This is a genomic window from Ferrimonas sp. YFM (assembly GCF_030296015.1).
Classification (GTDB): domain Bacteria; phylum Pseudomonadota; class Gammaproteobacteria; order Enterobacterales; family Shewanellaceae; genus Ferrimonas.
Genome location: NZ_AP027368.1, coordinates 3361027 through 3374508, shown reverse-complemented (window position 1 = coordinate 3374508; position 13482 = coordinate 3361027). Strand labels below are relative to the sequence as shown.

At 57.8% G+C, this 13482-nt stretch carries 12 protein-coding genes and 1 tRNA gene; 6 read left to right on the top strand and 7 right to left on the bottom strand.

Going from position 1 to position 13482, the window contains the following annotated elements; genetic code table 11:
- Nucleotides 1–34: 34 nt before the first annotated feature.
- From QUE41_RS15660 to QUE41_RS15650, 3 genes are all read right to left on the bottom strand, one after another.
- Entirely contained in the window at nucleotides 35–691 is a 657-nt protein-coding gene (locus tag QUE41_RS15660) for a hypothetical protein (protein WP_286339936.1), read from the bottom strand.
- A gap of 379 nt (nucleotides 692–1070) precedes the next feature.
- Nucleotides 1071–1146, bottom strand: a tRNA-Arg gene (locus tag QUE41_RS15655).
- Nucleotides 1147–1237: 91 nt separating this feature from the next.
- Nucleotides 1238–2146 (bottom strand): LysR family transcriptional regulator, encoded by a 909-nt coding sequence (locus QUE41_RS15650; RefSeq protein WP_286339935.1) that lies wholly within the window; start codon nucleotides 2144–2146, stop codon nucleotides 1238–1240.
- 93 nt (nucleotides 2147–2239) lie between these two features.
- Here QUE41_RS15650 and QUE41_RS15645 point away from each other — a divergent pair, with 93 nt between their 5' ends.
- Both QUE41_RS15645 and QUE41_RS15640 read left to right on the top strand, forming a co-directional pair.
- Entirely contained in the window at nucleotides 2240–2839 is a 600-nt protein-coding gene (locus QUE41_RS15645; protein ID WP_286339934.1) for a short chain dehydrogenase, read from the top strand.
- 218 nt (nucleotides 2840–3057) lie between these two features.
- Nucleotides 3058–3663, top strand: coding sequence for a short chain dehydrogenase (locus QUE41_RS15640; protein WP_286339933.1), 606 nt, complete (start codon nucleotides 3058–3060; stop codon nucleotides 3661–3663).
- A gap of 70 nt (nucleotides 3664–3733) precedes the next feature.
- Here the strand turns inward: QUE41_RS15640 and QUE41_RS15635 are convergent, their stop codons facing one another.
- Nucleotides 3734–4381: a hypothetical protein gene (locus QUE41_RS15635; RefSeq protein WP_286339932.1), complete on the bottom strand. Its 648-nt coding sequence runs from the start codon at nucleotides 4379–4381 to the stop codon at nucleotides 3734–3736.
- Nucleotides 4382–4450: 69 nt separating this feature from the next.
- Nucleotides 4451–5047, bottom strand: coding sequence for a TetR/AcrR family transcriptional regulator (locus QUE41_RS15630; protein WP_286339931.1), 597 nt, complete (start codon nucleotides 5045–5047; stop codon nucleotides 4451–4453).
- Between the two features lie 220 nt (nucleotides 5048–5267).
- On the opposite strand from QUE41_RS15630, the gene QUE41_RS15625 reads away from it, so the two are divergent.
- A complete protein-coding gene (locus QUE41_RS15625; RefSeq protein WP_286342955.1) occupies nucleotides 5268–6257 on the top strand; it encodes an HlyD family secretion protein in 990 nt (329 codons plus the stop codon).
- A complete protein-coding gene (locus tag QUE41_RS15620) occupies nucleotides 6257–7783 on the top strand; it encodes an MFS transporter (RefSeq protein WP_286339930.1) in 1527 nt (508 codons plus the stop codon). Before QUE41_RS15625 ends, QUE41_RS15620 begins: the two co-directional genes overlap by 1 nt.
- Before the next feature lie 61 nt (nucleotides 7784–7844).
- Here the strand turns inward: QUE41_RS15620 and pflA are convergent, their stop codons facing one another.
- Nucleotides 7845–8588 (bottom strand): pyruvate formate lyase 1-activating protein, encoded by a 744-nt coding sequence (pflA, locus tag QUE41_RS15615; protein ID WP_286339929.1) that lies wholly within the window; start codon nucleotides 8586–8588, stop codon nucleotides 7845–7847.
- Nucleotides 8589–8683: 95 nt separating this feature from the next.
- Entirely contained in the window at nucleotides 8684–10966 is a 2283-nt protein-coding gene (gene pflB / locus QUE41_RS15610; protein ID WP_286339928.1) for a formate C-acetyltransferase, read from the bottom strand.
- A gap of 685 nt (nucleotides 10967–11651) precedes the next feature.
- Here pflB and QUE41_RS15605 point away from each other — a divergent pair.
- The gene (locus QUE41_RS15605) at nucleotides 11652–11858 is read left to right on the top strand and encodes a DUF997 family protein (RefSeq protein ID WP_286339927.1); all 207 of its coding nucleotides are present in this window, start codon (nucleotides 11652–11654) and stop codon (nucleotides 11856–11858) included.
- Between the two features lies 1 nt (nucleotide 11859).
- Entirely contained in the window at nucleotides 11860–13290 is a 1431-nt protein-coding gene (panF, locus tag QUE41_RS15600) for a sodium/pantothenate symporter (RefSeq protein WP_286339926.1), read from the top strand.
- The last annotated feature ends 192 nt before the right edge of the window (nucleotides 13291–13482 follow it).

The window sequence follows — 13482 nt, the reverse complement described above, 5'->3', positions numbered from 1 at the left end:
ATTGCTCAGCTCCTGGCTAGCCCGTAGTCTCTCCCTACTTCATACTGGTTGCCCTGGCCTCCATTTCTTTATATATCGATGTTGCTTCATCTAAGGTGCGGACTTGGTGGATAGTAACTTTCTTATATTTCGCTGGATACCATCCTTGTTTTTGAGACTTCAAGCTTAGCTCTTCTAGTTGGTCACTGGTTATCACTGGAAATTTCTTATCGATTAGTTCAAGTCCGAGGCAGGGGCTATCGAGCTCTATGGCGATGAACTCTGCGTGGCCATTCTTCACATGGTACCCAAAAATACGGTGGAGTTGGCCGCCATACGCTAAGCACCTGCTCGAAAAGCTTGTGAAGTTGGCTTCTGTAGGCTTCAGGTGATAAGGAGAGGATTCTAGGCTTTCCTTTATTTTCTCATATGGGCTGGTAGGAAGGTCACCTGCTTTACGACTTCCTAGGTCTATAGCCGCAAAAATCTGATCCTCACTAATGCCATTTTTTCGGCATTCTAGGCCTGAAATAACTGATCTGCTTTCTTCAGCCTTACAGTCTTGAGAGGTCACTTTTAGGGAATTACATATGGCTAGTTCTATAGAGTGATGCTCTAGATCGCGAAGACATGATGAAGGGCGGTTATTGATATACAAGTAGGTAGTGATTGCTGTTACAGCAATCAAGAACGCAATAGCTAGGTTACGCATGGGCCTCTCCTTCCACTGGCAATTGAAGACCTTAGTCTAAAACCCCGAACACTGCAGATCGCAACTGACAATTTCGGCATTTTGTTATGTGGGGTTTCGTATAGCTTGTTCCGCAAAAGTCTGCCTGGCGAAATAGTAACCATCTTGCCAGCTTTCCTAAAACGGTAAAACCTTTCCCAGCTCAGGAAATCGTTTACTGAATCGGTAAAACTGAGATGGATCGGCCGCTTTAACTTGAAGTAGATAGCTGAAGTTGATGAGGGTTTGGGAATTCAAACCCGCAAAGCGAGACCCGAGGTCACTTTTGGCAATTTCTAGGAGGTGTTTTTAGCAAGTGGAATTTGAGTGAAAAGGCTTTATTTTCATAAGCTTATGTGGGTGGCCTCCCCACGAGGACTCGAACCTCGATCGGCCGCTTAGGAGGCGGCTGCTCTATCCTGTTGAGCTATAGGGAGTACGCTCTGCATTCTAGCCGGGTTTAGCGGCGGTTGAAAACCCTTTTGATTTGTTTGAGGATTTTTTGGTCATCCCCTGTTGGTTGGCTGTTCAGCCGCTGCTTTGCTGCCGTTGTGCGGCCAGCAGGTGGTCGATGAAGGCGCGCAGGGTGGGGTCGGTGAGCTTGCTGGCCGGATAGACCAGGGAGACCTGAATTCTCGGCAGACAATAGTCCTCCATGATGGACACCAGCTCGCCCTGCTCTAGGGCGTCCTCCACCATGAAGTCTGGCAACTGGGCGATGCCCAGGCCGGCAGCGGCCAGTTGTCCCAGCACCGGTCCCTGATTGACCTCGATCTGCCCCTGCACGCTCAAGTGGTGCTCCTTGCCGTTTTCGAAGTAGCGTACCCGTCCCGGTTGGCGGTTGGAGCCGTCGATGAGCATCTTATGGTTCGTCAACTCCTTGGGGTGGCAGGGGGTGCCGTGTTCCGCCAAATAGCCTGGGCTGGCGACGAAGCGCACCCCTATGGTGTGGTAGTCCCGGGCGATAAAGCTGGAGTCCGACAACTGGCCCACCCTCAGGGCCAGGTCGAACCCCTCCTCAATCAGGTTGACGTAGCGGTTGACCATCACCCAGGAGAGGCGCACGTCCGGGTGCTGCTTGAGGAAGTCGGCGATGTGGTTCTGAATCCCCAACTGATCGATGTTGTAGGCGCTGGTGATGCGCAGGTGGCCGCCTATCACCTGGCGGCGGGTCTGGGTGGTGGACTCCAGGGCATCGAGCCGGTCCAGTACCCCTTTGAACTTTTCCTGGTAGAAGCGGCCCTCAGGGGTCAGCTGCATGGCGCGGGTGGTGCGATAGAGCAGGGTGCAGTCGAAGTGTTTCTCAAGGTCGGAGACCTGGCGGCTGACTGCGGAGACCACGATGTTGAGCTGCCGGGCGGCGCCGGAGAAGCTCATTTGGTCCACCACCACCAGGAAGGTGCGCATCGCTTTGATCAGGTCTATTTTTCTTTCCATGAGAAAATTGATTTCATTTCGAGGTTATTTTTCTATTTTAAGCGAGAGCCTATTCTGAATCCAACACAGACACAGAGTGAAGGAATCAGAGCTATGAAAATTTTATTGGTAGGCGCCAGCGGCATCATCGGCAAAGGCATTGCGGCCCATCTGGAAGGCAAGCACGAGGTGATTGCCGCCAACTTCAACAGCGGTGACGTCAAGGTAGATCTGGCCAACCCTGAGTCCATCAAAGCTATGCTGGCCGAGGTGGGCAAGGTGGACGCCATCATCAGCGCCGCCGGTGTGGCGGTGTTTGGTCCCCTGGCCGAGCAGACTGACGCCGACTACGCCACGGCGGTAGAGAACAAAATGATGGGCCAGGTGAATCTGGTGCGTTTTGGCCGCGACTACATCAACGAGGGCGGCTCCATTACCCTGACCTCCGGTGTGCTCTCCCGTCAGCCTTTCCCCGGTACCGCCTCCATCTCCCTGGTGAATGGCGCCCTGGAGAGCTACGCCAAGGCGGCGGCCCTGGAACTGCCACAGCTGCGCCTGAATGTGGTGGCCCCGGTGTTCGTTAAGGAGACCATGGAGATGATGGGCATGGACAGCACTCAGGGCGTCTCTGCCCTGGATACTGCCAAGGCCTACATCGCAGCCCTAGAGGGCGATATGTCCGGTGAGACCCTGGATGTGCCTGATTTTCTGTAAATCATGTTCAGTAAAAAAAGCGGCCTTATGGCCGCTTTTTTGATTTAGTTATCAGTAAGTAACAGCTATATCCTTAGAGGTATGACAAGTGTGGCCCTATTGTGTTAGGGAAAGAGATCAGAGAGAATGCTTCGCATCACGGATGCTTTTGCTAGGCCACAGGGCGTCATTAGGACGAGTGGCGACCAAAAATAACAGCAAAAACAGCAGGATTTCCGATGAAAATTCTCATTGTGGGGGCGAGCGGCACCATCGGCAGCGCCGTGGCAGAACGCCTGAAGGACAACCACACTCTGATCACAGCCGGCTTCAGTCATGGCGACCTCCAGTGTGATCTCAGTGACCTCGACTCGCTGCACAGCCTGTTTGAACATACCGGCGATCTGGATGCGATCATCTGCGCCGCCGGCCTCTCCAGCTTCGGCCCCTTCGAGCACCTGACCCAGGCGGATTACCAGCAAACCCTGGACAATAAACTGATGGGCCAGGTGAACCTGGTGCGTCTCGGTCGCCGCTATCTGAAATCCGGTGGCTCGGTGACGCTGACCTCCGGCTTTGTTTCCCAGGACCCGGTGCCCGGCAGCGCTTGCGTGGCCATGGCCAATGGCGCCCTGGAGAGCTTCGCCCGGGCGGTAGCCCTGGAGCTGCCCCAGTTGCGGGTGAATGTGGTCTGCCCCAGTTTCGTGGAGGAGACCCTGGCGATGATGGGCATGAGCAATGAGGGCGCCTTTACCGCCGACCAGACCGCCGAGGTGTATCTGGCGGCGCTCAACGGCAGCATGACCGGCGAAACCCTGAAGGTGGCCGAGTTCCTCGCCGCCTAGTTCGTCTGCCGCATCAAGAAGCCGCCTGTAATGGGCGGCTTTTTTGTGTCCGAAACAGAGGCCGGGGAGGTTATTTCAGGTACTGCTCTTCCCGCCAGGTGGCCAGCCAGTGGGGTTTGTGCACCACCAGCAGGGTGGTGCTGAAGCCATTGAGCATCGCCTCGGGGAAGAAGAACAGCGGCATCAGGATCAGGTAGTTGTCCCGGATGATGGCCCAGTCATACTCGCCGCTGTACCACAGGGCCAGCAGCAGGGTGCGGGCCACGAAGCAGAGGATGCCATTGAGGAAGCCGTCGATGAAGATGTAGATCCACAGGTTGCGGGGCAGGGTGTTGTGGCTCAGGGTGAGGATGGCGAAGCTCAGCAGCACCGGGGCGGCGATGCCGAGCAGGGCGATGACACCGGCCTGTTGCCAGGGCTCGACCCCGAACAGCATCAGTATCAGCATGGCGGCGCTGCCCACCAGCAGGGCGTTGCGCCAGCCAAAGATGAGGGTGGTGACGGTCAGGGCGACAAAGTGCAGCTCCAGCCCCTCGTAGATGCCGGCGCGCAATCGCCACAGGGCGGCCAGCCCCACTATGGTGCCCAGGGTCAGGTGCAGCAGGTAGCTGTGCTGACGCATCGACTGCCACAATCCTCCCTGCCGGATGCAGTGGATCATCAGCCAGATCCAGATTATCCAGGCCAGTCCTTCGGTGGGGGTGGGCAGTTCAGTCATCAATGGCGCGTCTCCTTGTTCCTTAATTAAGGGTAACCCATTGAGCTAACGCTTTCCTCCGTGGCCGGTTCAGCCCGCTCCTTTTAGGAAGGTGGTGACGGCGCGATCGGCGTACTGATTGAGCTCCTCCTCGGTCAGGGGCGTGCGGGTCAGCAGGGCTTCGAAGTAGCGGGAGCTGCGCAGGGCACCCAGCAGGTGTTCACTGGCCATGTGGGGATCGTCCAGCTTCATGTCGCCCCGGTCGACCCGGGCTGCCAGGAACTGCTCCAGCACCTGCAAAGCATACTTGGGGCCCCGCTCCAGGAAGTGGGCCGCCAGTTCCGGGTCCTGATCGCTGCGCTCCATCACCAGGCGGAACAGGTTCATGAATCGCGGGTGATAGATGAAGTTGGCGTAGCGCTTGGCAAATTCTCTCAGCTGCATCTCGGTGGAGGCGGTGTCGTCGGCGTCGAACACCAGATGCTGATGCAGCGCCTCGGTAACGCCGGTGACCACCTCTTTCAACAGGCCGCGCTTATCACCAAAGTAGTTGTACAGGGTGAGCTTGGAGCCGCCACATTGGGCAATCAGCTGATCCAGGCCGGTTCCCTCGAAGCCGTGCTCCAAAAAAAGCTCGGTAGCAACCTCCAGATACTTCTGACGTTTCTTAAGACTTGAGGGGCGCATGTGTACTCCTTAGTACAGTTTTATGCGGTGATCGCTTGCCAACCATCATACTGACTCATTATGATACTGTACAGTACAGTATCTTTTGTGTTGAGGAAGATCACTCTGTCACCGGGCTGAAAACGGCCTTGGTGGTGGAGAGTATCGACCTCCCGAACCGGCAAACAGCAAGGGTGTTTCTATGAGCGGCAAGTTAAAACCAGCGATTGTGGCGGGAGTCATGGTGGCAGCACTGTCCGGGTTCTATTTCTATCTGGCACCTCAATCTGGCGTGGAGAAGACGAACAACGCCTATGTGCAGGGGGAGATCACCCAGATCAGCGCCGAGGTGGGCGGTGTGGTTACCCGGCTGAATGTGGACGACAACCAGTGGGTGGAGCAGGGCGCCTTGCTGGCCGAGCTGGACAACCGCGACTACCTGGCCCGTCGGGATCAGGCCAAAGGGGCCCTGACCGAAGCCCTGGCGGCGGTGGAGAGTGCCCGACAGCAGGTGCAGATCCAGCAAAACGCAGTAGATCAGGCGGCCACCGGCATCGAATCGGCCCACACCGATGCCCAGTTGCAGAAGCTGGAGTGGCAGCGCCAATCCGAACTGCTGGGGCGCAACCTGACCTCGGCCTCGGTGCATGATGCCCAGAAGACCCGAATGGAGCTGGCCCGGCTCAGTGAGCAGAGCGCCGAACTCAAGCTGGAGGGGGCCCGTCAGGGGCTGGCCTCGGCCCGCAGCGGTCTGAAGCAGCTGGAGGCCAAGGCGGCGCAGGCTCAGGCGGCCCTGACTCTGGCGGAGCTGGCGCTGGAAGACACCCATATTCGCGCCGCGGTTTCCGGTGTGGTGGGCAACCGCGGGGTGCGCGTCGGTCAGCTGGTGGCCCCAGGTGCGCCGCTGCTCTCCATCGTGCCCACGGACAACCTCTGGGTCGACGCCAACTTCAAGGAGGGGCAGCTGACTCAGATGCTGCCGGACCAGCCGGTGACCGTGGTGCTGGACAGTTTTCCTGAGCAGCCCCTCAATGGCCGGGTCGAGAGCGTATCTCCGGCCACCGGCGCCCAGTTCAGTCTGCTGCCGCCGGACAATGCCACAGGCAACTTCGTCAAGGTGGTGCAGCGGGTGCCGGTGAAGATCGTGCTGGACCTACCTCAGGAACTGAAAGGTCGAATCGTTCCTGGGCTGTCGGCGGTGGTTGAGGTGGACACCCGGGGGCAGGGCTGATGACCATGCGTCCGCTGCTTGCCCTGCTGCTGGCGGTACTGCTGCTGTTGCCCCAGGGGCTAAGCGCAGGCATCTACTCCGCCGGCAGTGGCGAGATTGCCGCGGCCCTGGGTCTGTCGGCAGACGAAGCCAGCTGGTTGAATCTGCTTTATATGCTGGGACAGATTTTGTCGCTGCCTCTGAGTGCCTGGCTGGCCCGCCAATGGGGCAGTCGCACGCTGCTGCGCGCTGCGGCCCTGGTGGGCATACTGGCCACCCTGGCGACCCTATTGGCGCCAACCCAGTGGCATTGGCCTGCCTGGTTCCTCCATGGGGTCTGTGCCAGCGCCATGCTGCTGCTGGCCCACAGAGTGGTGCTGGGTAACCTGAGTTTCAGCGCCATCTCTGTGGTGCAGGCGGTGATGTCCCTGGTGGTGGTGCTCATCCCTCTGGGGCTCTATCCCTTGCTGATGGGGCAACTGGCCGAGGCGGGTCTGTGGCACTGGGCCTTTGCCCTGCAGCTGATCCCCTATCTGGCGCTGCTCTACTGGGTGCGGTTTGGCCCCTGGCCCTGGCCGGAGCAGACCGAGCGCCACAGCTTCAACTGGGTTCAGGCCGGGTTGTTAGCCGGTGCTCTGACTGCGGTGACCCTGCTGCTGCTCAAGGGCGAAAGGTACAACTGGTTTGACGAGCCGAGGATTACCGCCCTGGCGGCGCTGACCCTGACTCTCGGGGTGCTGGCTGTGCTGGCGATACGGCGAGACTGGGGCAAGGGCACCTTGTTGGGGCCTCAGGTGTTGGCGCTACCCTCGGCCCGGGTGGGGATGGTCAATGCGGCGGTGGCCGGCTTTGCGGTGATGGGCGCCACCATGCTCACCTCTGGCTTTGTCACCGGCACCTTGGGCTACAGTCATGCCCAATTGGGCCAACTGGAACTGGTGAGCTTTGGCGGCATGCTTTTGGGGGCGCTGGTGGCGGTCAGGGTGACCTACTTCCCTGGCGGTCAGCCGGACAAGGTGGTGCCCCTGGGGGTGCTGATGATGGTGATCGCCTGTGTGCTGATGACCTCGAGCAGCGGCGACAGCGGTCTGAGTGACCTGTGGCCCGCCATGCTGCTGAAGGGGCTGGCGGTGGGCATTCTCAATGTCACCGTGGTGATCCACATTCTGCGCAGCCTCCCCAAGGCGCATCTGTTGCAGGGGGTGGCCTGGTTCTATCTGTTTCGTACCCTGGGGTCGATGCTCTCCATCGCCGAGTTCTCCCGGCTAAAGACCCTGGAGGCGGCCAACGCCACCTCGGTGCTGGGCAGTTACTTCAACCCGGCCAGTGACACCTTCCAGCACTACTCCCACAGCCTGTCTCAGGGACTTGGAGGCAATGGGCAGATCACCTCGGCACTGCTCAGCGGCGCGCTCAAGGGGCAGGTGGCCTCGGTGGCCAGCGTCAATAGCTTCCAGTGGCTGATCGCTTCCATCGCCTGCTGTGCGGTGCTGATGATCAGCACCAAGGTGTGGGCGGCCAAGCAGGCACCTAAATGTCAGTCGTAATCTGGGAGTCTGAAAAAAGAGAAGGGAGCCGATGGGCTCCCTTTCTGTTTGCGTGTTGGACTCAGTATTTCACTTTGAGGCCCTGGGATTCGAAGATCCCTTTCATGCGCTCCATGGTCTCGCCGCTGGGGGGCTTGACGCCGTCCAGCTCATACTCTTCGCCGAGGGCGGTCCATTTGTGCTTGCCCAGTTCGTGGTAGGGCAGCAGTTCGATCAGCTCGACGTTGGGCAGCTTGGCCGCCACGTATTCCGCCAGCTCCTGGGCGGACTCGTCGTCGTCGGTGTAGCCGGGAACCACCACGTAGCGGATCCAGGTACGCTGATTGCGTTTGGCGAGGTACTCGGCAAACTGCAGGGGGCGCTTGTTGGAGACGCCCACCAGGTTGCGGTGCACATCATCCTTAATCTGTTTCAGATCCAGCATCACCAGATCCGTGTTGTCCAGCAGGGCATCGATGGCGGGCGTGTAGTGACGCACCATGCCATTGGTGTCCAGACAGGTGTCGATTTCGTGCTCTTTGCAGCGACGGAAGAGTTCGGCGACGAACTCGGGCTGCAGTATGGCTTCACCGCCACTGGCGGTTACGCCGCCTCCGCTGGCTTCAAAGAAGTAGCGGTAGGAGTCAACCTGGTCCATGACCTCGTCAACGGTAACAACCTTACCGTCATCCAGATCCCATGTGTCCCGGTTGTGGCAATACTTGCAGCGCATCAGGCATCCCTGCATAAACACGATAAAGCGAATCCCCGGACCGTCTACGGTGCCACAGGATTCCCAGGAATGAATACGACCTTCTACGCTCATTGTCTCTCCGAAGTGCAGCCAGGTTTTGGCTGAAAAAAAGTAAAAGAGGCCCTGTCAGTGACAGAGCCTCTATCTTAACCCGTGGTTAGTTCACCTTACATGGTTTCGGTGAAGGTACGGGTGATTACGTCCTGCTGCTGCTCTTTGGTCAGAGCGTTGAAGCGTACGGCGTAACCAGATACACGGATGGTCAGCTGAGGGTACTTCTCTGGATTCTCAACGGCATCCAGCAGCATCTCGCGGTTCATCACGTTAACGTTCAGGTGCTGACCGCCTTCGCGAACTTGAGTGTTCTTGAAGTAGCCGTCCATCAGGGCAGCCAGGTTAGCACGACGACCGTCTTCGTCCTTACCCAGGGCGCCAGGTACGATGGAGAAGGTATAGGAGATACCATCTTTCGCGTGGGCGAAGGGCAGTTTGGCAACGGAGGTCAGGGACGCAACAGCACCAGACTCATCACGGCCGTGCATTGGGTTGGCACCAGGCGCGAAAGGCTGACCAGTACGACGACCGTCAGGGGTGTTACCAGTCTTCTTACCGTATACCACGTTAGAGGTAATGGTCAGGATGGACTGAGTAGGAGTGGAGTTACGGTAAGTGGTCAGAGAGCGAATCTTCTGCATGAAGCTCTCAACCAGCTCGCAGGCGATTTCGTCTACGCGTGGGTCGTTGTTACCGAACTTAGGATAGTCACCCTCGATCTCGAAGTCGGTAGCAATACCGTCTTCGTCACGTACTGCTTTCACCTTGGCGTACTTAATAGCAGACAGGGAGTCAGCGGTGATGGACAGACCAGCGATACCACAAGCCATGGTGCGCTCAACGTCGCGATCCATCAGAGCCAGCAGAGAAGCCTCGTAGGAGTACTTGTCGTGCATGTAGTGGATGCAGTTCAGAGCGGTGACGTACTGCTTGGCCAGCCAGTCCATGAAGGTGTCCAGCTTGGCGTATACAGTGTCGTAGTCCAGGACTTCGTCAGTGATAGGCTCCATCTTTGGACCCATCTGAGTCTTGGTCAGCTCATCCATACCACCGTTGATGGCGTACAGCATGGTCTTGGCCAGGTTGGCACGAGCGCCGAAGAACTGCATGTGCTTACCCAGAACCTGTGGGGATACACAGCAGGCGATGGCGTAGTCGTCAGACTCGAAGTCCTTACGCATCAGGTCATCGTTCTCGTACTGGATGGAGGAAGTATCGATGGATACTTTCGCACAGTACTTCTTGAAGCCTTCTGGCAGGCTGTCAGACCACAGAACGGTGATGTTCGGCTCTGGGCTTGGACCCATGGTGTACAGGGTGTTCAGGAAACGGAAGCAGCTCTTGGTAACCAGAGTGCGGCCGTCCATGCTCATGCCCGCCATGGACTCGGTGGCCCAGATTGGGTCGCCGGAGAACAGCTGATCGTACTCAGGGGTACGCAGGAAGCGAACCATACGCAGCTTCATTACGAAGTGGTCCAGCATCTCCTGGGCCTGCTCTTCGGTGATAACACCGTTCTTCAGGTCACGCTCAACGTAGATGTCGAGGAAGGTGGAGGTACGGCCCAGAGACATGGCAGCGCCGTTCTGAGACTTAATGGCAGCCAGGTAGGCGAAGTAAGTCCACTGAATCGCTTCTTGAGCAGTTTCAGCAGGCTTGGAGATGTCGAAGCCGTACTTGGCAGCCATCTCTTTCATCTGGCCCAGGGCACGGTGCTGCTCGGCGATCTCTTCGCGCAGACGCAGTACGTCTTCCAGACCGTTGCCGTTCTCCAGGTCGTCCTGCAGGCTGTGGAACTGGTTCAGCTTGTCCTGCATCAGGAAGTCGATGCCGTACAGGGCAACACGACGGTAGTCACCGATGATACGGCCACGGCCGTAGGCATCTGGCAGACCGGTGATCACACCGGACTTACGGCAACGCAGGATGTCTGGGGTGTAAACATCGAAAACGCCAGCGTTGTGGGTCTTACGGTAGTCGGTGTAGATCTCCTTGGTCATAGGATCCAGCTCACGGCCGTAGGCCTTGCAGGAACCCTCAACCATGCGGATACCGCCGTTAGGGATAATGGCACGCTTCAGAGGAGCTTCGGTTTGCAGACCAACGATCTTTTCCAGATCCTTGTTGATGTAACCGGCGTCGTGAGAGGTGATGGTGGAGATCTTGGAGGTGTCGAAGTCAACAGGCGCATGAGTAGAGTTCTCGATGCGGATGCCTTCCATTACCTTGGCCCACAGGTCGTCGGTGGCCTTGGTAGCACCGGCTAGAAAGGACTCGTCGCCTTCATAGGGGGTGTAGTTCTTCTGGATGAAGTCACGTACGTTAACTTCGGATTTCCAGTCACCTGCCGCAAAGCCTTCCCAAGCCTTTGCAAACTGAGTCGTTTTCTCTGTCATAGTGTTTAACCTTTAACATAGTAAAGATGATACGTTTCGTCATCGACGGCACGTCGGGATGTCCCTTCTATGACGAAGCGATTTTACGGTTCTGCTCTTGATCATCCAGGGGCAGGACCGGTTGCAAAAATGCAAATCTCTTCTGGCTTACTGACCACCCTCTTTGGGTACAAAGGTATGGGTGGCACCCAATATAGCTCGTCCCTAATTATAGGTAGTGGAAGCCAGTGCTGCCGCCACTCGATCGCCAGATTGCTCTGTTCGTCACACTCCTGGTAACGAAGTTCAATCCACCGGTTTCCCAGAGGTTTGAAAGCGATTCAGCCAATTGGTTTTACCATTGTTCCAAAGCCTAGCTCCCTTGCCAACTTTTCGGCTTAATCGTGAACAGCTTTGTGAAGGCGCTCATAATCTGGAAACATCGCGCGAACCTGATCGGGATTATTCGCTGGATTTTTGTGATCCAGATCTCTCGATGTTCGACAAATAATCGCAGTTTTGGCGCTTCTGTTTGTCATTGGTTAACACTTTGGGGTTTTGCACTGTTGCGGTATAAAGGGGTAGAGTGACCCCCTTCTTTTTCGAGGTTTTCCCGAGTTTCACTGTAAATGGAAATCCCCCCTGTTGATGAGGCATTATCCCCTGTATAACTGGGTATAGGGATAGGCCTCCCAAGGACAGATCATTGAAATATAAACAATTACCCGACAGGTTGACCGCCAAGGCGTTGGGTTTGACCCTGGCCTATGTGCTGCTTTGGCTGGCCGGGCCCCTTCTGTTGGATGGGGCGGGCCAGTTCTGGGGCCTGCCCCTGTGGTTCTGGTTTTCCTGCCTGATGGCCCCCTTCGGGCTGGTGCTGGCGGCCTATATGATGTTGTTGAGGCGCCGCTGACGTGAATCCCATACTGATCTCCATTCTGGTCTACCTGGCCGCGACTCTGCTGGTGTCCCGCCTGGCTGCGCGCCGCGCCAGTGCTGGCCAGGAGTTCTCCCGCAACCATTTCCTGGGGGGACAATTTATGGGGGGAGGGATCCTGGCCCTCTCCCTGGTGGCCACCTACACCAGTGCCAGCTCCTATATAGGAGGGCCAGGTGCCGCCTACAAGTTTGGCCTCGGCTGGGTGCTTCTGGCCGTGATCCAGGTCCCAGTGGCCCTGTTGACCTTAGGTGTCCTGGGTCCCAGATTATGGCATCTGGCCCGTGAAACCGGTGCGGTCACCATTTTGGACATACTCAGAAACCGGTATCAGAACCGTTGGTTACTCTGGTTGTCCGGCGCCAGCCTGGTGGCGGGCTTCCTGGGAATGATTGTGGTGCAGTTCACCAGCGGTGCCCGCTTGCTCAGTGTGGTGGCCGAGATCCCCTATACCACCTCTTTACTGTTGTTCGTCTCCACCGTGGTGATCTACACCCTGTGGGGCGGGTTCAGGGCGGTCAGTTACACCGACGCCATTCAGGGGCTGGTGATGTTGATGGGGATGTTTGCTTTGCTCATCGGCGTACTGGGGCAGGGGGGCGGCATGACCAACCTGACTGAACAGATGGCCCAGATCGATCCGGGGCTGATTGCCCCCCATGGCCCAGATGGCTTTATCTCATGGCCCTTCCTGTTCTCCTTCTGGGTGCTGGTGTGCTTTGGCACCATAGGCCTGCCGCATACGGTGATTCGGGTGATGGCCGCCCGCGACGGCCAAGCCATTGCCCGCGCCATGGTGCTGGGAACCCTGGTGACCGCCCTGGTGACCCTGATGCCGCACCTGGCCGGTGCCCTGGGCCGCCCTCTGGTGCCTGAGATCAGCAGCCCGGATGAGATCATCCCCACCCTGATGGTGCAGCTGTTCCCAGCCTGGATGGCGGGGCTGATGCTGGCGGCGCCGGTGGCGGCGGTGATGTCCTCGGTGGACTCCATGTTGCTGCAGACCACCTCCACCCTGGTCCGCGACCTGGCGATGCAGGGGCGCAGCCTGACTCAGACGCAGATGAAGTGGCTGACCCGGCTGACCACCTTCGGGGTGGCCCTGGCCTGTACCCTGATGGCCCTGGACCCGCCACAGATGATCATCTGGCTGAATATGGCGGCCTTCGGTGCCCTGCAGGTGGTGTTCCTCTGGCCTCTGGTGCTTGGGCTGTTCTGGAAGCAGGCCAGGGGCGAGGCGGCGCTGGCGGCCATGGTGGCCGGACTGGCGACCTATCTGCCGCTGACCTTTTTGAAGATCAAGCTGCTGACCCTGCACGCCATAGTGCCGGCCCTGGTGATCTCTCTGCTGGCCTTTGTGCTGGTTCAGGGAGTGGCGGGGCGGTTGAAGCTGTCGTCGAGAAGCTAGGCTCCAGGCCGCTCAACTCTCCGTCAAATAATGAAAGCCGGCATCGTGCCGGCTTTTCTGTGCTCAGTTCACATCTGCAGTAACCCGGTTCAGGTGGTTACCGAACATTGGTCTATGGTTATTACTGGTCAACAGATTGTTAAGGATTATTCCAATTTCGCCGAATTGGGAAATCTCGCCCAATATTGTTCA